The organism is Chloroflexus aurantiacus J-10-fl (genome assembly GCF_000018865.1).
GTDB classification, from domain to species: domain Bacteria; phylum Chloroflexota; class Chloroflexia; order Chloroflexales; family Chloroflexaceae; genus Chloroflexus; species Chloroflexus aurantiacus.
In genome coordinates this window covers 2,036,241-2,056,477 of record NC_010175.1, presented here as the reverse complement: position 1 = coordinate 2,056,477, position 20,237 = coordinate 2,036,241, and the positions used below count along the sequence as shown (strand labels likewise).

Sequence of the window (20,237 nt, the reverse complement as noted above, 5' to 3'; positions counted from 1 at the left end):
TGGATGTCGATAGTACGGGTGTGTATATTACGGGTTCCTATGTATGATGTGGTCGTGATCGGCGGAAGAATTTGAACAGATTTGTCCACGTGGGTGTACCTTTTTGGTTCATATTCCGGTTATATATGTACCAGCCCATGTTCTTGATCTTCAGACGAGGAAGACACCATGAAGCAGAACCTGTGCATTGTGCGTTTGCTCACGCCACCGCCACCACCTGCACCACCTGCACCACCATCAGACCCTTCGGATCAGCAAGGATGGTGGTCAGAGGAACAATTTGAGCAAGATGGACAGATGCCAGCTTCACTTCCGTTCTGGCATCCGAAAGCGATCCGGCGTGCACTACGACTTCCAATGGTGTAAAAAAAGCGTTGACAGGATAGAGCTTTACCTTTATTCTCGTACAATTCATGAGGACGAAATAGGTAGACCAGGCTTCTTCCTGCTGATGCGACGGGGCGAAAACCCTATCTCACTTCTGGCAAGTTCCGCAAGGCTCGGTGGTAATAGCCATCGATAGCGTGCACCTTTGCCCGTCACTCGGCAAACGTCGCAGAGATCAGGTCAGGGTGGCAGACCAGGCTGCAACCCGCCTGACTAAACCCTACTCTGAAGTAACCTTTTTGGGAATGAGTAAAAGCATATGACCTACTGGCAACTTCATTATCATCTCATTTGGTCAACGTATAATCGCCAACCAATCTTGACTGGTGAACGCGAAAAGATATTTTATGGCGTGTTATATCACAAAGCAGAGGAGTTAGGACTAAGAGCCTGTCTAATATTCCAATGGTAAGGGAAGGGAGCGTGCTGAACTGAACATATATAGCGTTTAACGCCACAACCCCCTCACTGATGGAGACTGAAGGTGATGAAGCCAACCAGTCAGACCAGAAGGGAGTGCCATGATGGTAGCACGAGCAGAGCCATGTGTCCAATCGTCATCCGAGTCGGGCGAGACCGATCTGACGCCTGCCGAATGGGCCGTGATTCGTCCGCATCTCGACATCCGAGCCAAACCTGGACCGGCGCGCAAGGTTGACGTGCGGCACGTATTCGACGCCATCTGTTCCACACTGCGCACCGGGTATCAGTGGCGCCTATTGCCCACGGGCGTTCCGAAGCGCTCGACAGTGAGGTATTCCTTCCAGAAATGGACGACATCGGGGGTGCTGGCGCATATCAACGACATCCTGCGCCGCCAGGTGCGCATCGCGGTCGAGGGGCGTGACAACGCCGAGGCGACAGCAGGCGTGATCGACACCCAACGTGTGAAGAGTACTGAAGCCGGCGGTCCCGAGCGCGGCGTTGATGGCGGCACATTGGTGTCGGGACGCAAGCGGAACCTGCTGGTCGACACCTTAGGGTTGTTGATGACGGCGGTCGTCCATGCCGCTCACGTCTACGATGGGGTAGGCGCCAAGCGCGTGTTTACGGCGACAGCGCAGCGGGGGATCCGGTTGCAGACAGTCTTGGCCGACCAAACCTATCGCGGTGATCTCACGGCATGGATGGACGAGCGGCAGTTCGGGGATCTGGAGATTGTGGAGCGCCTGCCAGGACAACGGGGCTTTCAGGTACAACCGCGCCGTTGGGTGGTCGAGCGCACCCACGCCTGGATGGGGCGCAATCGTCAGGTGAGCAAGGAATACGACCACAATCCACGCTCCTCCGAATGTTGGCTTTATCTTGCCTCCATCCGATTGCTCACCCGCCGTTTGACCAAAGCTGCATACATCTGGAGGCGCTATGGTTTGAATACTAGACAGGCTCTAAAGACTCACGCTGCTGGAAATGTGGACGATCATGTGCATATTATTGCATCTATTCCACCGAGATTGTCAGTAGCAGAATGAGTACGGCAGGTGAAAGGTGCAAGTGCTCATGCTATTAATCGCATGGTGGGTGGTAATGGTCAATTTCGGTGGCAGCGTGGTTACGGCGCGTTGACGATAGATGAAAGGACGATAGAGACGATAAAATCTTGGCTCATGTTCAAAAGTAGTGCAGCCTAACCAACCGAGCGATGAACTGAGGAGTGATTCGTTGCTCGTTGCTACGAACCTCGCATATCGCCACATACGCGGCTAAGTACATTTTATGTACACCACGAAACGGGCGGAGGAAATTGCGCACCATTGTCCACCGTCCCTCACAGGTGGTCACATGCACCTCGCGTATCCCATCACCATCCGCATCGCGTGCCCATACCCGGTGGCCGCGGTCAACCGTATGATGCACCTGCGTTAGCTGCGCATACTCGCGCCATTCATCAGGACAGACCACCGCCTGCGCACCGGTAACGCGCGTCACGTGCGCTGCCAGGATGGCGCGGCTGGTCCGCTGCACCACGCGGAGCCGTCCTTGCCCACTCGTCCGACCTACGTGCCCACAATCGGCGGGCGGTCGTGCTCGTCTGTGCCGTGTCCTCGCCGTCGGTTGGCCCGCCGTCGCGGGGGGGGCGGTCGGGTCGGCGTGTTTCGTTCCTTGTTTCCCCCGCATGCTGGAACAGCTCATCGGTTTCCGTGTATTGATCGTCCAATGGGGTATCCGGTTGCCGGTGCTGGGCGGTGTGCTGCATTGCCCGCCGGCGGGTGTGGTCCGTGGTGCGGCTGTTCCCCACGTCCGTTGCCAGCACCGTCGACGGTTCCCCGTTGCCCCCCCGCACCAGCAGAATCACCTGCGCCGGACGACGCTGCTTCCCCTGAACGATGGTTCCCGTGTAAACGGTATCCACCCGGTGACACTGACGACAGCGATACACCGTCACGTTACTGCGGCTCGTGCGCCGAAAGCGACGCGCCGCATCGATGCCACGCCCACAACCTGGGCATGGCACACCGTTGGGATGGAAAGAGGCCATCACCCACTGGTCACTGCGTTCCTCATCGAACAGGTCATCAATCGGAAATTCCATAGGCGTCCCGGTGATATAACGAGTCTCATGAGAGTATACTACATTGCACCGAGTTTGAACATGAGCCAATTGTTTTAATCCGCTGCCTGATTTAACCCGCCAATGAGGCACCTCATCGCCCGGCCCCCCTCCCACCGCCAGGCCAGCCCCACTGTCAGGCGAGTCAAAGCCCTACCTGACAGCGGGCAAGCCCTGCTGGGGCTAGAGGCAACCCTCCCCGCCGGCAGGTCAGTCCCGCAGGAGCTTTCAGGAATTGAGGCAGGGTTTCAACCCGCTGCCCCTGCACCCCGCTGGGGCTACAGTTGAGCACGTCTGGCCCCCTCCCACCGCCAGGTCAGCCTCGCTGTCAGGCGGGCCAAAGCCCTGCCTGATAGCGTGCAAGCCTCTCTGAGGCTAGAGGCACTCTCCCCGCCGGCAGGTCAGCCCCGCAGGGGCTTGCACGCATTGAGGCAGGAGTTCCACCCGCCGCCCCCACAACCCGCCGAGATAAACCCCGCCGCTCTCGTCAGGCCCCCCTCCCCGCCGGCAGGTCAGCCCCGCAGGGGCTTGCACGCATTGAGGCAGGGTTTTAACTCGCCAACCCTGCAACCCGCCGGGACTACGGTTGAGCATGTCTAGTATCGCCTACTTGCCGCCCGGCCAGCCCTGCAGGGGCTTCCACGTCGTGAGGCAGGGGTTTAACCCGCCAGTTAATTGCACCCGCCGATAACGCACCCCGCTGCCCGCCTATTCCCGTCGGTTCCTTCACTCAGGAGTACAACTTGTCTGTGATTACTGCAAATCCGCAATAAGTATCACAGGCTTCAGCCTCCTTCAAGCGATCTGCGACGCAGCAGGTTATGAGGAAAGGGTATAGCACTTCTAGCATTGGTGCATATCTGACCAAACCAAAACGTCAAGCCTCTATCTTAACTTTTTGGTAACAATGTTGTAACACTGCCTCAGTATCCTGGTACCAGGCCATGTCATCGATTTTTGATGGAGCTTACAATGCGCACTCGTCTCAAACTGAAACCCGGTCAGCGTGGTACCAAGAAGTTACAGGCACTGTATGGTGATCGCCTCATCTGCGTTCGCTATCGATATGATGTTGAAACTGGCCGTCGCTTCAAGACGATTGAATTGATTGTTGACGAGAAAGCGTGGTCGCCACGTGATCAGCATGATGAGGTAGATCACGTCGGTGACGTGGCAGCCGATTGATACCAGGACGATGTGAGCGTTACTTACCGGTCAGGCCGGCCTGTCATACGTCAGTCTCTCGTTCATCCACACAGCGAGCGCTTTCGCTGCCACATATCTGTCAGCGGCGGGTGGAAGCTGTGCTTACGCTCGCTGAAAAGGCGACATGGGGATTTCTGCGTGCAAGATGGCAGTAGATTGTCACTCTCCTTTGTAAGGATTGTAATAGGGGGTAGGAGGAAACTCAAGCACGAAAAGCTTTGACAGATAACCCGCCCCGCCCCAGTGTGACCACACGCACATGGTGCGTAACGGTCGCAAAGGCGAATGCTGGCGGTGGATGTATCGCGGATGCAGACGTTCGCTCGGTCTGACCTGGGTCACTCCCATGGAGCACCTGCACACGCCACCAGATGAGTAGCCCGAGCGCTACTGGTCGTCATGTGGCGGGGGAATTTGCGTGCGTCCGAGGAGATCACGGGACACAAGAACGAGGCTACCGGTCGTTGGCTCCAGGCGGTAATGAAACAGGTGACGGCGATTACCCAGGTGCTGATCCGGAACCTCCATTTGAACCAGGCGGACGTGATTGTCTTTTTGTCGTTTGTTAAAAAAGCTTGTGGAACGCTGGCGCTGGGCCAGGCACGACGGGCGAGGTGGGTTCGCAGTGAGGACGTCTGAGCCAGACCGCGCCAGCCGGTTTGGGGTGGCATGGGTGTCTAAACCATCGGAGTATGCCGCAGTGTCTAATGGGGTTCGGTTGACCTACTCGTGCGCAGGCTAGGTTACCCTGGGTCAGTGACGGATGGCAAGCGTATCCCCAGACGATTGTGCGGGTGTATCGCAATCCCCAACTTACGGGTAAGTGTGGGATCCCCCCCTTGATGCTAAGGCAGGAAGTGCGCCTGACACAAGCGGTCAAGCACCGGGTGGATAGGCGAATCGTCCGCGAAGCGATGCGTCCAGTCCTGAGTGCGTCCATTGTGTGTCTTGTATGAGGCACACGTGGAGCGTATGAATGGCGTGCCGCGAGATTGTCTAAACGCTTTTAATCCGCAATACCCATGCGGTCTCATTTTCAAATTCGGTGCAGTAGGGCATACTAGAACCTATTTCAAAGCTGAAGCCAACGGCTTGCTCGATAATGTTGCACACGCAATAGCAGACGGGGTCATAGATGGCGAAGCGACCTGGTCGGCAGCGGCCGGGTTGACGTCGGGGCGGGATGACGGCGCCGATGCCGTGATCTCAGCGCCACTGTCGGATGCGGTAGGTGTGGTCGACCTCGCTGCCGCCAATTCGGCGGGATTGACTGCGAGGGTGCCTCACCAGGCGTTGCACACGCACACTGGTCACAAGCGCCTCGAACTGGGTCGACTCGTAGGCCTGGCCGGGCAGCAATAGCGCACAGCGGGATGTCCGTCCCATCGCAGAGGAGGTGGTGCTTGGTGCCATACCCGCCCTGGGATCGACCGTGGGAGTACTCAGCAGGACCCTTTTTCCCGCCCCGGTGTCGTGGCAGGTCTGGATCTGGGTGCTGTGGATCACCATTGCGCCCAGTCTGGCTAGTCAAGCGCGTCGAGCTCGGTGCGTAACGCGACCAGCATTACCGTACACCGCCCCTCACGGCACCAGCGGCGATAGCGGTCACAGATGCTGCTCCACGGCCCATAGTGCTCAGATATGTTCCGCCATGGCACGACCGACCGCAGCTTACTCTACTCAGCATCCGCCGGAGTGGGGTGACGGTGTATCGCTGTCGTCAGTGTCACCGTGTGGACAACGTCTATACGGGAACAATCCAGGGGAACCAACGGCGCCCGGCGAAGGTGATTCTGCCCGTGCGGGACGTATGTAAAGGGAAACCGTCGACGGTGCTGGCTAAGGAATTGGGGATTAGCCGCACTACGGTCCACACCCTCCGTCGGGCGATGCAGCACAGCGCCCACCCGCGGCAATCGGCCCCCCCAGACAATCAGCACACCGAAACCGATGAGATGTTCCAACATGCGGGGGAAACAAGGAGCGAAGCCCCGACCCGACCGATCCACCACGACGGCGGGCCAACTGGCGGCGGGGGCACGGAACAGGAGAGCACGACCGTCCGCCGATTGTGGGTACGGTGGGCCGGGCGAGCGGGCAGGTACGGCGACGGGTGGTGCAGCGCACCAGCCGCGCCATTCTGGCGGCCCACGTTACTCGCTTTACCTGTGTGCAGGCGGCCGTCTGTACCGATGAATGGCGAGGCGATGCGCAGCGTGCACGGGTGCATCATACCGTCGACCACGGCCACCGTGTGGGCACGTGATGACGATGGTGATGGGAAACACGAGGTACACGTGAATACCTGCGAAGGACTTTGGACAAAGGTGCGCAATTTTCTGCGCCCGTTTCGTGGCGTGCATAAAACGTATCTGGCTGTGTCTGTGGCAATATGCGAGGTTCGTATCAATGAGAAACGAATCGCTCCTGGGTGCATCACTCAGTTGGTTAGGATGCACTACTTTTGAACATGAGCCGAACGTATTTCATAGAAGCTGTACTGCCGTGCTACCCGACCATTACCCAGGCGCATGAACGCTTGCCAATGCCAACGAACGATAGTCTATCCTGCTTCCAGGCTGCCGGTATGGCGGAGAGAAGGGTTGATGACTGACGCCAGGGTCATCACTCGTTGGATTGGGTGCCTTACCCGTTCGCCGTGCGTGTGTCGCAGCGTTTGGAGTGCGGCAGCATGGCTGCCGCACTGGAGGTTGGCTGTTTCGTGGACGCAGGAGGGATGACGAGAGTCGGGAGCAGATGCTGGCGACTCTCGGTTGCGTGCTGGTGGATGGGTCGTTTGGGGGGGGGTAGAAGGCCGCTAGCCCCCCCTACGCCCTGGCCGCCGCGCGTGCGGCGTTGGTCAGGGCGATGATCGTGTGCTCTTTGTTCAGCCAATCGTCCGCGGACGTCGTCCAGAGCGACCGACATGCTGCCGTGCCCCACAGGGCAGCCCGGTAGCTGCACCACCGGGTGGTGAACCTCCACCGCTGTGCGCCCCGCCACCAGCGTTCTGGTCGGGTGGGGCCGCAGATCCATCCCCACGTGCGATAGCCAGCCAGCACCAGCACCGCGTAGACCCAGCCACGCCACGGCCCACTGACCACCGCTGACCGCTGGTTCCAGCACTGGTTCTGACCGACCCCAACGCCAGCGTTCAGCTCGCGCTGAGCAACCTCCCGTTCCCAGCACTGCCAAACCCAGGCCAGGATCTGCCCGACGGACAGGGGTACCACCCAGTCCGTGTCCGTTGTCACCGCCGTGATCAGCGAGCAGGCCGGCTCACGCCGTCCCAGGCGCGGACGGCGCTTCACCCGCTGCCAGGTCGCCCCGCCAAGCACGATCAGGAAGACCGCGTGGTCAGGCACCCCGTCGCACAGGTATGGCCCGTGGACCTGATAGCGCATCGCGATCCGTCGCCCCCGCACCAGCACTCGTTTCCGCCGGAACAGCTCCTGCGTTGCGAGCCAGCTCGCGGGCTGCGGGGCACGCTTCCCGTACCGCCGCGGCCGACCGCGGCCCGTCGGCGGCGGCGGCAGCGACCGACAGCGATTGCGGGCGGTACGCACGATCAGCGCCACCTGCGCCGGCACCCCGCGCCACATCCCCACGGTGGCACACGCGCCATCAGCCAGCACCACCACCCACCGCGCAGCGCGGCCGGCCGCCGTGCGCTGCTGCCGCATCCATCTGATGCACGCCAACCCAACCTCCCATTCTTTCGCCGAGCGTGCGTCCGCCGGCGCAGCCGTGGGCGGCAACGCCGGCAGGAAGCGCAGCGGGATCGCCCGCGTGAACCCCTTCACCCGCGGTGGCAGCCAGGCGCAGTGGACACACCGGTGGGCACGGTGGATGCCACGCTGGAACACGGCGGTGTGGCGTGCACGCAGCCAGCTCCTACCAGGAAAGGTCAGCCTGCGCCGCGGAATCTGGGTGCTGTCAATCCCGATCACAGCGGGATCGTGCGTGGAACACCGCTTCAGCGTCTCACGAACGAGACACTCGTTCAGGGTTGCCTCGTCGAACCGTGACCGACGTAACAGGCGGGAGCACGCCGTCGGGTCCATGTCGTGCATACCGAGCGCGAGCAGCACCTGGGTGACGGTGTGCCTGGCAAAGGCAACCAGCGCGCCAACCAGCAGCGCCACCGCCCGCCGGAAGGTTCGCTCCTGACGAAACGCCGGGCGGTGGGCCGCGATGATCGGCATCAGGGTGGCGAGGAACATCGAGACAGGTGCCTGGGGGGGAGGGGCCTGCTTCCTGGGCATGGGTGCCTCCTGGCTGCTCGTCATGGTCATAACCGTATAGGATACCATATACCATGCTGGTACCCGCATGGCACGTCCCTCCCAGAAAGGGCCAAAGTCCAGGGCGGCAGCATGGCTGCCGCACCAGCCGTGCTCACGATCCGGCCCCTGACACTCAGTACGCCCTGCTGGTCACAGGGATACAGGGTGTGCTCGTCACAATTTGTGGAGTCGGTCGGCAATGAATGGGGTAACTTCTAGTAGATGTTTTGTGAAATAGGTTCTAGCATACCTCCATTCGCTGCACTGATGCGATCCTACACCATCGTTTCCACTCTGGCCCGTCGGTTGCCATACAGGCTCTGGTTTACCAACTTGAACGATGCGAAGTTTGCCGAGTGACAGGCAAAGGTGCACTCTGTCGCTACTACCATCGAGCTTTGCAGGAACTTGCCAGAAGTGAGATAGGGTTTTCAACCCGCCGGCTTAGTCGGATGAATTCTGGTCTCTCAATTTTGCCCTTATGGAGCCTGTGGAGATTAAGCAAAATTCTATCCCGCCGAAGATTTTTCACACTATTGGAAGTCGTAGTGCACGCCGGATCGCTTTCGGATGCCAGAACGGCACTGAAGCTGCCACCCGTTCATCTTGATCAAGTTGTTCCTCTGCCCACCATCCTTGCTGATCCGAAGTGTCTGGTGGTGGGGCAGGTGGCGTGAGCAAACGCACAATGCACAGGTTCTGCTTCATGGTGTCTTCCTCGTCTGAAGATCAAGAACATGGGCTGGTACATATATAACCGGAATATGAACCAAAAAGGTACACCCACGTGGACCAATCTGTTCAGGTTCTTCCTCTGAGCACAACCACACTGTACGTGTACGTGACACCATAATATGCCCACTCGTACTATCGACACCAAGCCCCATCGCACAAAGCCTCAACCCTGTCGACCTGCCACATCGTGCGGTAGGGTGTGAACTCCCCGTTCGCCGCTAACCAACAGCTCCGAAAGCTGTACCGAGCGGTGAGTATCTGCGGCAAGGATTCAACCCATAGTTCTGCAAAGCGTCTTTCCACCAGGCCCCAACCAAAGTGATGCAAATTTTTTACCAAATACCCCCACTATTTCCCTATACTCTGTCGTATCAGCCATCATCGTTGCTTAGCACTCACGGAGGTTTGTATGCCCCCCAACCCACCACGACCTCATCGTTGGGCTGCGTGCCCGGGATCCGCACGTCATCGAGTGGCTATACACCACCTACGCTCGTCGGCTCTATGCGTCCATCCTGCGGCGCCTGGGTGATCCTGAGCTGGCCTTCGACCTGCATCACGAGGTCTTTGCCCGCCCGCTCGAACGTGCCCCCACCTTTGAAGACCGTGGTGTCCCGGTAGGCGCCTGGCTCTTCCGCGTGGCGCGTGACCTGGTCGTCGACGTCCTGCGTCATCCCCAGCGCACGGTACCCCTCACCGGCACAACGGTGACCGATACATCATCTGACCTGGACAGTCGCTTCATTGCGGAAAGCGATCGGCAGACCCTGTACGTGGCGTTGCAGCGACTGCCAGACCAGTACCGGCAAGTCCTCCTCTTGCGCTATCAGTATCAGCTCGCCCTGCCCGACATAGCCCATCAACTGGGACGCAGCCAGGAGGCGACGAAGACCCTCCTCTATCGGGCTGTCCTGGCGCTGCGCAAACAGATGCAGGTGCTGAGCACCGACTCTAGCACGCTGACACCACCGATGGCGTGAGCGCGAGTCCGTGCGCGACCGTCCCCGGCGGCATGGCCGACGAACGTGGAGGGATGCGGCAGTATGGGTAAGGAACCACTGCTGACAACCAGGGAGTGCAGTGCCCTGGCGTGCACCCCACCCTGTCGTTGCGGTTCACAAGTGGGCAGAACGTGCACGGGCAGACAAGCGAGAGGGCTTGATGCTCCCCCTGAACACCCTAACTTTACCCCCTCGCCCGTGCTACGGGCGAGGGAAGAACAGAAGTCTGGTTTCAGGCTGCCTGGTGCAGGAGAAGTGATAGTAGTTCGTATTTCTGTTCACCCCTAATGTCGGTACATACAGGAAAGAGGGATAGAGCGATGCAGAAGCACGCGAGGAATACCCCTACCGCCAGGTCAGTTCCAGAGAGTCGTCCTCAAAGGGAGGCAGGTTTTTAACCCACCGATTGATCTGCCCGCTGTCTCCTCCAGTACGGCCACATCTCTCCCCGCCGCCGGGTCAGCCCCGCAGGGGCTTGCATGCATTGAGACAGGGGTTCAATCCGCCGCCCCTGCACCCCGCCGAGATAACCCCCGCTGCTCTCGCCCGGTCCCACTCCCCGCTGCCGGGCTAGCCCCGCAGGGGCTTGCACACATTGAGGCAGGGGGTCAACCCGCCGCCTAATTGCACCCCGCCAATAACGCACCCCGCCACCCACCTATCCCTGTCGGTTCCCTCACTTCTGTGATGACCGTAAATCTGCAACAGGTATCACGGGCTTAAGACCACTCTGTGGGTTCTGCAACGCAACAGCTTTCGAGGACAGGGTATAGCACTTCTAGCATCGGTGCATACCTGACCAAACCACCACGCCTCTGTTTTAACCTTTTGGTAGCAACGTTGTAACCCTACCTCTGTATCCTAAGACCGTGCCCTGTCATAGACGTTTGCTGGAGCCTGCAATGCGCACTCGCCTCAAACTGAAACCCGGTCAGCGTGGTACCAAGAAGTTACAGGCACTGTTTGGTGATCGGCTCATCTGTGTTCGCTAGGGAGGGGTAGCGTTGCGCTCTGGAATAATATGTGCAAAGTGCTGGCCGCTTTGATACTTCAGCGACGGTTTAAAGGGTCGATCCAGACAACACCCTCGCCATCTTGCCCGGCACGATGGTGCAGAGAGGGTTTAAGGGGGGTTGAGTTAGATACTTCAGCGACGATTTGAAGGGTCGATCCAGACAACGCCCTCGCCATCTTGCCCGGCACGATGGTGCAGAGAGGGTTTAAGGAGATTCAAGTTCCAAAGTTCGTAATAGCATCTAAGGAGCGCTACAGATAGTGTGATGGTCACGGGAATATATTCTGTAGCTCCTTGTATCTCTGAATTCCAGGCATGAAGGTCGAAGGGCGAGCAGCACGTATGGATGAACCCTACTTCTGCCGTAGTTCAATAGTTTCATCAGGTTTATAGTGCAACATTCATAACAGGCTCTGTCGGATTATGGCTGGTCACGTATCAGCCATTCAACCTGATCGACGTAGTATTTTGTCACCAGATCACTACTCGTCTTGAGGTAAAAACCGGTGACATACGTATATTCAGGTTCATAGATCAAATCATCCAGCCAGACATAAATCTCAGCCCACTCACCGGGTGCAATGGCCCGATTCAAACCCAAAAAATAGAGCCTGGTCTCCGGAAAGAGTGGTTCTGTGCTATCGGTCACTCTCCCCTCCAGACTTACCGAATTGTCATTGGGTTCCCAGTAGGGTACGCGATTGCTTCCCACCACCGAAATCGTCATCCCATCATTGGCAATTGGCGTATCACCACCGCTCAGCCTCAATCGCAAAGCCGCTACCTGATCACGGCGTAGCTCGATGCCGCTGTCCGGGGTAATTGTGAAGAAGAGAATACCAGTACTCTCACTGGGTGTCACCGCAATCGCATACTGACCAAGCGCGACCACATTCGTCTGCGTGAGGGTAAGACTTCCCAGTAACGCACTATTGGTAATACTCCAGCCGGTGCTCAGCGCATCACGGTACACTGGCAGAACCTGCAAGCTGCTGATCGCACTCGCCTGTGAACCTCCAGCTTCCGTCACCGGTGTTACCGGTGGTCGGGTAGGGAAGGGGGTGCGCGTAGGTGGTGGAATGAAGGGAGTTGCCGTCGGGCGCTCCAGAAAAAAGGGCGCCACTGTTGGAGTAGGAAAACCTGTAGGTACTGTATCAACGCTTAAACGGCGGCCACAGCCGGCCAGGACAACGATCAGGCAGAGTAGAATGGCAAGCCGCACGTGCATACAATCCTCACTCTCCAGGTGGCATTGCTGCCGAAACCGGCAACCTGCCAGCACGAATTCATCTTCATTGTCACGTGCAGTATACCGCTCTCGCCGATTATCGGCATCAGGCGGTATTATTCGTTACCGGTTGGGATGAAAACACTCGCCAGGGGCGAACCGGGAGAGGTTTCTCTGTGGCAATTTGTGGCAAGGCGTTAATCACTCCCATCATCGTGCCTACAAAGACCATACTACCGTTTTCCCAGGACATATCGACATAGGCGTAGACAAAGTGGGTAAAGATGTAGAGGGTGGCCGTCAGAGCAAAGACGCGCAATTGACCGTATGGCATCAGGCGCACCATGCGGGCACCGTAGAGCATCGTCAATGCTAATAGAAGGATGAGGCCGTAAAACCCAATCACCCCAATCTTCATCCAGACCCACATAATTGAGTTATGGGTGATATATTCCCACCACTCGAAGACACTAATATCGGGGAGGGGGACGATCATGTGAAATTTATTACCAAATCCAATACCCGTGAGTGGCGACATGCGAATATTAAACATAATGTTGATATTCTCTAAATCACGGTACACATTCGATGCCGCATCGCGGGCACTGGGTTGGCCAATAACCGAGCGAACAGCCCGGGCCAGAATGCCGATTGGCCCTTGATTATTCCAGAAAACGATCAGGTACGCCAGCAAACTCACCGCACCGGTTGGGGCAATGATGAAGAAGAGGCGTCGGTTCTCGATGTAGAGGAGCAGCACTATCAGACCGAGCGCCATGCCAAGGGTGAGAAATCCGGCCCGGCGAAAGTTGGCAACCAGGCTGAAGAGCACAAACGGTGCCATTAAAGTCATCGAGAAACGACGGGTCGCGCTATCGCGATAGAGCCATGCTGCAACCAACAGCACGAAGAAGAAGTTGAAATGGATCGACATGGCATGTTCGGCGATACGTTCCACCCCTGCCAGATCCCACTTCAACACATCGTGGACGTACCAGACGCCGGCGACCCCCTTCGCAAACAGAGCAATTGTCGCCACCCAGAACAGGGTATTCAAGTGAGCACGGGTTTCAATTAAATTACCGGCCAGCAACAACATCAGGGGAAGATAGAAGATGGATCGAACCTCCCACAGTGCTATCACCCGATTCCCGCCATTGGCCAGACCATACACCAATCCGATAGCGTTAAACACCAGAAAAATCGCTGCCGGCCAAAAGAGAGGCCCAAAATGGATGCGTAGGCGCCGTTCTGTCGCTGCTCGCACCAGCCAGACTACAAGTGTCCAGACGATTGCCAGCTCCTGGGGGCTAAGTGAGAACGAGTCGGAGACATACATAATCGACTCGGGACTCGACAGATTTTTCGTAAAGGGGTACCAGGGGTGGAGCGAGCGATCACCAAAGAGCGTCAGCCCTAAAATGGCATATACACCAAAACGGGGCTGAATTGCAGTGGCAATCAGGACACCGCCAAAGATCAGAAAAGCAAGTACTGACTCAGGACTCATCCGACGACGCAGTAACACCACAATCACGCCGGTGAGTACACAAACCACCAGGAATAGTATCCACCAGCGCCGCTCATTGCGGCGGGCAATCGTCATCACATCGGGATAGCGTGGAACAAGTAGATCAAGCATAAAGTATTCACCGGATACGCAGATTGCTCACCGGTCAAATCAGGTTGAGAAAGTAGTAGGCAGCAACCACTACTGCGCTCAGTCCCATCATCACAAGCACCAGATAACGCATCCGCCAGTTAGGAGTGAGCGCACCAATGAGCAGACACAATACCAGAAACCCTACAAAGAACGTCATACCTACTCCTGTGGGATCAGGCGATGTATCCAGCGCGGGGTTGCAATCTGCGCCTGGTTAAGAATAACACCAAGAATCGGTACGTGTTTAATGTCATTTAGAGCACGCTTAACCTCGGTGATTGGTGTCACACCGTGACGAACCACCAGGGCGCAGGCAGAAGTGAGCGCCACGAGGGCCAACGTATCGCTTGTTTCGAGTACCGCTGGTATATCAAACAAGATGTAATCAAATTGGGCATCGAGCGTTTCCAATAGCATCCGTAATTCAGGACTGCGGGCCAGGAGCGGTCGCTGATCGGCAGTTGTTGAACCGGCCGGCAGGAGAAACAGGCCGGCATAGTTGGTTGGCAATAATGTCTCTGCCAGTGATGCCTGCCCACGCAACACCTCAGCAACACCAGGACGTGGTGGTAATGAGCGTGACACTGATTCCGCTGCCTGACGACGGTCACGCTTACTGACTGGTGGGGGTGGATTAAGATTACTCAGCAGCCCCGGATGTAGCCAGTTGAGTTCCAAAACGCATACTCGTTTACCGGTATCGTGAGCCAGCGTAGCCGCACTGGCCAGCGTAATGTAACTGACACCTTCACCGCGCAGTGCTGAGGTAAACCCGACACGGCTGGGGAGACGCTGTTCGACCAGCAAATCGGTCAGCATGCGTCGGATCTGATCAACCTGCGATCCGGCAAAAGAACGGCGCAGGTTCTCACCGACCACCTCAATGGTCAAAGGGAGTTCACTCTCTGCTACACTGGTCGGTTTCTTCCGAAATCCAAACATGGCATTGCCTCATATCAGAATATATTAGGATGATGGCAAACGGTTATTCCTCATCATCTACAGCAGGATCACACTTGTGGTTGGAGTGAAGGTTGTTCAGCTTCTACCGGTGCTGTGGTAGATGCAGGAACTGACACTTCCTTGCTGAATGGCACCAGTGCCAGCAATGGTACTCCAAGGCCGTTTTGCACATCAACGGGAAAGCGGAGACTGCGATCCAGCAACGCACCACCGCCGATCAGACTGGCCGACAGGAAGACACCTATCGCCACGAATATCACCATATTCCTGATGAAGCCGGTGATGGAAAATTCGGCACGCAATGGAATCTCAGGCTGGTCGATAATCTGGTAGGTCTGACGGATCAAACTCTCGTTTTTCACCAGCGCCAGACGAGCGCTCTCCTCGTTCTCCTGGGCGGCACTCAACCGTTCTTCGGCACGGGCCAGCGCTGCCTGCAACTGATCGAGCTGGAATTGCTCACCGGGCGGCCGCTCGCCGCGTACCGGTTCCGGGTTCGCACTGAGAAAATCGATCAATGCCTGGCGAGCAGCGTCAACATCGGCCTGATACGGCGCAATCAGCTCTTCAAAGAACTTTTGCGCCGCAATGCTTTCCTGAAAATCGTTGTTCATCTTCCATTTCAGATAGGTGTCCATCGTTGCGACAACCATCTGATACGAAAGCTCTGGATCATCGGTGGTAGCGCGAATTTCAACCAGCTTATCACCGAGTGTATTCACACTAATAGTTTCACGGAAGAAGGTAAACGTCTCCCAGACGACATCTGGTCCACCGGCCATTAGAGGTTCGAGCTTGGTTTGCTGGATCGCTGAACGAACGAAGGTGTTCGTCGCCAGCAACTCGTAAATCTCATTCGAGGTTGCCTGAGCTGGAGTTACCCACCATGAGACATCACTATTTGATGAGGTTAAGGACGCCAGCAGGCTCTCCTTTTCGACATAAATCTTTCCACTTGAGAGATATTCAGGCGGTGAGAACAAAATGTATCCGACACCGATCAACAGTGCGAGCACAAACGGTGCCAGACTGAACAAAGGTCGGCGGAAGAAGCTTTCCAATAGTCGTAGAACGATCAACCGTACCATGCAACCTTCTCCTTACAAGGACAGCATCTGTCGTTCTGTAGATGCTGCCTACATCATACCAACTATCATCTCGTGTTGTGTGAATAGCAGTTTGTTAATTGTTCATTCAGTAGACGATCCGTTGCCATTCGTGATTTGCAGAATGTTGCATCAATATCGGATGGTAACCGGCCAGTGACTGCTATGTTGCGGATGGCAATTGGGCAGGAGATAGTTAACAGTTTCTTCAGACATGACGTATCTTATAGCACAAGACGAACCAATCTGGCACAATAGAACTGAATGGTATCGCTGCTTTGAGGATACATTCATGAAAGAGCGTATCTATCAGAAAGTATTACGTGTATTAGGCGAGGAGTTAGGAGCTGCCCAACCACGACTCTGGCTTGCCGGATGGCTGATCCACCTACTGCCACGCTATACCGCTTCACGGCTGCGTCCGGTGCTGCTAAGGCTGGCCGGTTTTCGGATTGGTTACGGTACCGTTATCGTTGGACCACTCAGGCTTCACGGCTTTGGGGGAATCCACAACAGGCTTCAGATCGGATCACACTGTTTCATCAACACCGATTGTTTCTTCGATTTGAATGATCACATTACTATTGCCGATTACGTAAGTCTTGGGCATGAAGTCATGATTCTCACCACGTCACATCAGATCAGTAGTGCTGCACATCGAGCCGGTTCGCTAACTAAAGCGCCGGTTGTGATCGAGAACGGAGCATGGATCGGTGCCCGCGCTCTAATCCTCCCCGGTGTGCGAATTGGTGCCGGTAGTATCGTCGCTGCCGGTAGTGTCGTGAATCGGTCGGTACCGCCCAATACGCTGGTTGGTGGTGTTCCGGCTAAGCCAATTCGTCAGCTTGATGAGTGAGTAGATTGTACAAAGTCGCGACACGCTCAGCCGGAACGGTTCAGAATACCACCGACACCCTTGTTAACCGCCATCCCACTGTGCCCCTCGTGTCTTGATAGTGGCTTGTTGCACCACAGCGACACAGAGGGCACAGAGGTTTAGGACAGCTTTCAGCGCAGCACTGTCGGCAAAAAGTACTGATACGGCGTAAAGATTGTCACCGTTGTGCCACTCTCATTCACTTCCTTTGGGTCGCCGTTGCCATTAGGATCGGGATCGAGGCCAGGGTTAGACGTGTCGGTCACGATCACATTTCCCGAAACGGCTGTAAGCTGCACCTGATTAGCGAACACAACTGGCCCCTCAGGGGGTTGCACCCAAACGATCAGGCGTAAGCGGGCAGTGAGACCGGCAGCCAGACTCTGACCAGGTGCCAGCAGTTGTTTGTCTGTCTGACCATTGAAGTTCGGGTTCACCGTTAATGGTACAAAACCGCTCTCGTTCACATTTTCCAGGACCATCACTACCCATGCCTCAGCATCGGCGAAAACCGCGGCCAGATCATCTATGGCCTGCAGGTTACTGACCGGATCAGCTCCCAAATTGCGGATTGTGATCAGATACTCCAACCGATACCCATCCTCACCATGATGCTGCGCGACCTGGGGTGGAAAGGCGTACTTGGCAGCGCCTACACCACTCACACACTGCTTCAAATTGATCTGGGTCATCGCAAAATCATCGCCAAACGTGTTGTTGGTCAGGCTATCGATCTGGAGCGTGAGGCTGGTGACACCGGTTCCGGTGGTGAAGGCAAATTGTATCGGCACCCAACGATCTGGGATTTTTGGTACAACGGTTGTGCCGACCGAGGTGTTATTGACACGCAGCTCAATAATCGGATCAGCAGTACCGTTAGCACTCTTCACCGGATCGAGCAGGTTATCGAAGTAGGCAAAGAAGTTGTAAGTAGTGTTTGGCGCCACACTCACTACCTGTGTCCACAGATTTACCCGACCATTGCCGGCACTGTAGTTTGCAGCACTGGGGTTTGAATAAAAATAGGTGTTACTCGGCGGCACGTCGCGTTGCACATCACCTGGGAAAGGGCGGCCAAAGAGGTAAGGATTACTCTCAAAGGGAGGATATACAACACTGCCATTCTGGATCGAAAAACCACCCCCGCCAGTGTCATCCGGGTAGACACCATTACCTCGATTGGTGAGTGCCGAGCTAAAACCACTCGCGCCCTGAGCAAAATCACCGTTCTGTACCAGGTTGTTTCCACCCACTACGGTGTTGACCGGACAACCACCGGAGCCGATGTTGTGAATTGCGGCGCTGGCCGGTTGGGTAGCGATAGAATTACCCCACAATAATATGATGATTGTGATCGCCATAAACGGTTGTCGCATATGATCCTCCCTCCTGCATTATGGACTGGTAAAGGTTAAGAAGGTCACCGCATATGGAGCAAACGTATAGACACGATCCGGAGTATGGGCAGTTGGTGCTTCGTCACGATTGACAGATACGGTCTCGGCTAACAGATCGCTGGCGCTCACGGTGGTGGCTTTCACCTGCCATTCAGCTTCGGGTAAGCCAATGGCCGCAACAAGTGGCTGGTCGGTTTTGTTGATCGCCAGTAGTGTCAGTGTTCCATCGGCGTGTCGTCCGGCATAAACACTTAACGTTGTCGCCGGATCAAATGTTGTCTGAACAGAGAGCATCTCATCGCCGAAATCGCGCCAGATCAGCAGAGCGTAATATTGAGGATGCGGCTCGAAGGTATCGGCGTGGAGAAGACCGTAATCGGTGTCGTTGGCAGCACGTCCATTGGCTAAATCCCACTGATTGGCTATCACCACGCCATGCGTTGCCATCTGCCCAATCGTATCGGCAATGAAGAGCAGATTAACTCCCCGCCGCATCAACTGAGCGTTATCGAGGTCCTGGAAGGCGATCAGATTGTATTCAGTGACCGCTACTGGCACCCGTCGCCCCAGATGGCGCTCAAAGGCGTTGTTAAGTTCGGTCATAATAGTTGACCAGCTTCGTTGCGGTTGTTGGAGGGCACCACGCGGATTCTCTGGGGGCTGAAAGTATGGATAGTAATGCACCACATAAAAATCGAGCTTATCACCGGCACCAGCAATCACCCGATTCCCCCAATCGCTCCACTCATCAGGCTTTTCAACGCCAACGGCACCAATCTGAATGGTTGGATCAACCGCTTTCATCGCGTCGTAGAAAGCCAGATAGCCATCATAAGCGATACCATTGACCGTTTTGCCGCGCAGATATTCATCGGGATCGCATGTCCAGACGTCTTCCCACCCCCATTCAGAGCAATTTGGACCAACCTCGCCCTTTGCCCCGTACACCTCATTACCGACTTCCCAATACCGTACCGGGAAAGGGTCGGTGCTACCGGTCTCGGCGCGCAACCTGGCCCAATAACCGACGGTCTGCCAGTCGCGGCCACGAGCGTCAACCCCTATCGGTCGCTGGTCATCAACGGTGCCATTGAAGAAGGCAACCAGTGCCGCTGCCTCTTGCGCTGAACCATTGATCGAGACTGTCCAGATGATGTCAGCATTCACTGCACGGGCAAAGCGCAGAAAATCGGATGGTTTGGCCGCCCACGGCCAGTAACACTCTTCACCACCGGTTTCACAGGCTGCCCAGGCATAGCCATTACTCCAGCTTCCTCCTGGCATGCGTAACAGACTCAGTCCAAGATCGGCAGTACGTTGAATAAACGTCTCGTCGTTCAGCCGGTAAGGACTCAACCACGCCGGGACGTTGGTGCCCAGCAACCGGCGATCAAAAGGTTGCGCAGTGGTTGGATCGATCACAATTGTGGGTACGTTACTGATGGAGGTTGCAGCCGGTAACGTAGGAGCTGCCGTGGTCGGTAGGACTGCCGTCGGTGCAGCAACCGGCGTCGTGGTTGATCCAGGCGTGGCAACAGGAGCGTTGCACCCTGCCAAAATGAACACCAGAATCATCGTATAGAAACGACACAGGAATGTCATGAAGAACTCCATCTGACTACAACGATAACCGGAATGAGCGTAACAGCGATAATACACTGACTATATATACAGTGCCACAGTAATCTGACAAACGAATGGTTAGAGGTTGAGTGGTATATACGTAGACCAGATAGCATTGTAATGCGACAACAGGGCAATAATGACCATATTTGAACAATGTTTTATGAAGAAACGGTAAGGTTCGATAATGACAGTTTGC

General features: G+C 56.2%; 15 protein-coding genes and 1 pseudogene. 7 read left to right on the top strand and 9 right to left on the bottom strand.

Annotated features, from left to right (window positions below; translation table 11 throughout):
* The first annotated feature begins 168 nt into the window (after positions 1-168).
* From CAUR_RS07775 to CAUR_RS07755, 5 genes and pseudogenes are all read left to right on the top strand, one after another.
* The gene (locus CAUR_RS07775; RefSeq protein ID WP_015909073.1) at positions 169-366 is read left to right on the top strand and encodes a hypothetical protein; all 198 of its coding nucleotides are present in this window, start codon (positions 169-171) and stop codon (positions 364-366) included.
* Positions 367-646: 280 nt separating this feature from the next.
* Positions 647-775 (top strand): annotated as a pseudogene (locus tag CAUR_RS21745) (transposase); the annotation flags it as partial.
* A gap of 133 nt (positions 776-908) precedes the next feature.
* Positions 909-1,859: an IS5 family transposase gene (locus tag CAUR_RS07765; RefSeq protein ID WP_242605099.1), complete on the top strand. Its 951-nt coding sequence runs from the start codon at positions 909-911 to the stop codon at positions 1,857-1,859.
* Positions 1,860-1,868: 9 nt separating this feature from the next.
* Entirely contained in the window at positions 1,869-2,018 is a 150-nt protein-coding gene (locus CAUR_RS21880) for a hypothetical protein (RefSeq protein ID WP_423191603.1), read from the top strand.
* A gap of 1,892 nt (positions 2,019-3,910) precedes the next feature.
* A complete protein-coding gene (locus tag CAUR_RS07755; RefSeq protein WP_012257369.1) occupies positions 3,911-4,123 on the top strand; it encodes a hypothetical protein in 213 nt (70 codons plus the stop codon).
* A gap of 2,849 nt (positions 4,124-6,972) precedes the next feature.
* Here the strand turns inward: CAUR_RS07755 and CAUR_RS07745 are convergent.
* Together CAUR_RS07745 and CAUR_RS07740 are read right to left on the bottom strand one after the other, a co-directional pair.
* On the bottom strand, positions 6,973-8,409 hold the full coding sequence (locus tag CAUR_RS07745) for a transposase (protein ID WP_012257368.1): 1,437 nt from the start codon (positions 8,407-8,409) through the stop codon (positions 6,973-6,975).
* A gap of 549 nt (positions 8,410-8,958) precedes the next feature.
* Positions 8,959-9,138, bottom strand: coding sequence for a hypothetical protein (locus CAUR_RS07740; protein WP_015909066.1), 180 nt, complete (start codon positions 9,136-9,138; stop codon positions 8,959-8,961).
* 461 nt (positions 9,139-9,599) lie between these two features.
* Here CAUR_RS07740 and CAUR_RS07735 point away from each other — a divergent pair, with 461 nt between their 5' ends.
* Positions 9,600-10,145: a sigma-70 family RNA polymerase sigma factor gene (locus CAUR_RS07735; protein WP_044233524.1), complete on the top strand. Its 546-nt coding sequence runs from the start codon at positions 9,600-9,602 to the stop codon at positions 10,143-10,145.
* 1,457 nt (positions 10,146-11,602) lie between these two features.
* On the opposite strand, the gene CAUR_RS07730 is transcribed toward CAUR_RS07735, so the two are convergent.
* From CAUR_RS07730 to CAUR_RS07715, 5 genes are all read right to left on the bottom strand, one after another.
* The gene (locus CAUR_RS07730; RefSeq protein ID WP_012257367.1) at positions 11,603-12,409 is read right to left on the bottom strand and encodes a hypothetical protein; all 807 of its coding nucleotides are present in this window, start codon (positions 12,407-12,409) and stop codon (positions 11,603-11,605) included.
* 106 nt (positions 12,410-12,515) lie between these two features.
* On the bottom strand, positions 12,516-14,051 hold the full coding sequence (locus tag CAUR_RS07725; RefSeq protein ID WP_012257366.1) for an O-antigen ligase family protein: 1,536 nt from the start codon (positions 14,049-14,051) through the stop codon (positions 12,516-12,518).
* A 34-nt stretch (positions 14,052-14,085) separates the two neighbouring features.
* On the bottom strand, positions 14,086-14,229 hold the full coding sequence (locus CAUR_RS20810; protein ID WP_012257365.1) for a hypothetical protein: 144 nt from the start codon (positions 14,227-14,229) through the stop codon (positions 14,086-14,088).
* 2 nt (positions 14,230-14,231) lie between these two features.
* Positions 14,232-15,014, bottom strand: coding sequence for a CpsD/CapB family tyrosine-protein kinase (locus CAUR_RS07720; RefSeq protein WP_012257364.1), 783 nt, complete (start codon positions 15,012-15,014; stop codon positions 14,232-14,234).
* A 68-nt stretch (positions 15,015-15,082) separates the two neighbouring features.
* The gene (locus CAUR_RS07715) at positions 15,083-16,123 is read right to left on the bottom strand and encodes a GumC domain-containing protein (RefSeq protein ID WP_012257363.1); all 1,041 of its coding nucleotides are present in this window, start codon (positions 16,121-16,123) and stop codon (positions 15,083-15,085) included.
* A gap of 310 nt (positions 16,124-16,433) precedes the next feature.
* Here CAUR_RS07715 and CAUR_RS07710 point away from each other — a divergent pair, with 310 nt between their 5' ends.
* Positions 16,434-16,997, top strand: coding sequence for an acyltransferase (locus CAUR_RS07710; protein ID WP_012257362.1), 564 nt, complete (start codon positions 16,434-16,436; stop codon positions 16,995-16,997).
* Between the two features lie 152 nt (positions 16,998-17,149).
* Here the strand turns inward: CAUR_RS07710 and CAUR_RS07705 are convergent, their stop codons facing one another.
* Together CAUR_RS07705 and CAUR_RS07700 are read right to left on the bottom strand one after the other, a co-directional pair.
* Entirely contained in the window at positions 17,150-18,394 is a 1,245-nt protein-coding gene (locus tag CAUR_RS07705) for a hypothetical protein (RefSeq protein WP_012257361.1), read from the bottom strand.
* A gap of 18 nt (positions 18,395-18,412) precedes the next feature.
* The gene (locus CAUR_RS07700; protein ID WP_012257360.1) at positions 18,413-20,017 is read right to left on the bottom strand and encodes an alpha-L-arabinofuranosidase; all 1,605 of its coding nucleotides are present in this window, start codon (positions 20,015-20,017) and stop codon (positions 18,413-18,415) included.
* Positions 20,018-20,237 lie beyond the last annotated feature (220 nt).

Coding starts and splice junctions, on each gene's coding strand:
- CAUR_RS07710 (WP_012257362.1), top strand. CDS start 16,434: ATGAAAGAGCGTATCTATCAGAAAGTATTACGTGTATTAGGCGAGGAG.
- CAUR_RS07775 (WP_015909073.1), top strand. CDS start 169: ATGAAGCAGAACCTGTGCATTGTGCGTTTGCTCACGCCACCGCCACCA.
- CAUR_RS07745 (WP_012257368.1), bottom strand. CDS start 8,409: ATGCCCAGGAAGCAGGCCCCTCCCCCCCAGGCACCTGTCTCGATGTTC.
- CAUR_RS20810 (WP_012257365.1), bottom strand. CDS start 14,229: ATGACGTTCTTTGTAGGGTTTCTGGTATTGTGTCTGCTCATTGGTGCG.
- CAUR_RS07725 (WP_012257366.1), bottom strand. CDS start 14,051: ATGCTTGATCTACTTGTTCCACGCTATCCCGATGTGATGACGATTGCC.
- CAUR_RS07730 (WP_012257367.1), bottom strand. CDS start 12,409: ATGCACGTGCGGCTTGCCATTCTACTCTGCCTGATCGTTGTCCTGGCC.
- CAUR_RS07755 (WP_012257369.1), top strand. CDS start 3,911: ATGCGCACTCGTCTCAAACTGAAACCCGGTCAGCGTGGTACCAAGAAG.
- CAUR_RS07705 (WP_012257361.1), bottom strand. CDS start 18,394: ATGCGACAACCGTTTATGGCGATCACAATCATCATATTATTGTGGGGT.
- CAUR_RS07720 (WP_012257364.1), bottom strand. CDS start 15,014: ATGTTTGGATTTCGGAAGAAACCGACCAGTGTAGCAGAGAGTGAACTC.
- CAUR_RS07715 (WP_012257363.1), bottom strand. CDS start 16,123: ATGGTACGGTTGATCGTTCTACGACTATTGGAAAGCTTCTTCCGCCGA.
- CAUR_RS07765 (WP_242605099.1), top strand. CDS start 909: ATGATGGTAGCACGAGCAGAGCCATGTGTCCAATCGTCATCCGAGTCG.
- CAUR_RS07740 (WP_015909066.1), bottom strand. CDS start 9,138: ATGAAGCAGAACCTGTGCATTGTGCGTTTGCTCACGCCACCTGCCCCA.
- CAUR_RS07700 (WP_012257360.1), bottom strand. CDS start 20,017: ATGACATTCCTGTGTCGTTTCTATACGATGATTCTGGTGTTCATTTTG.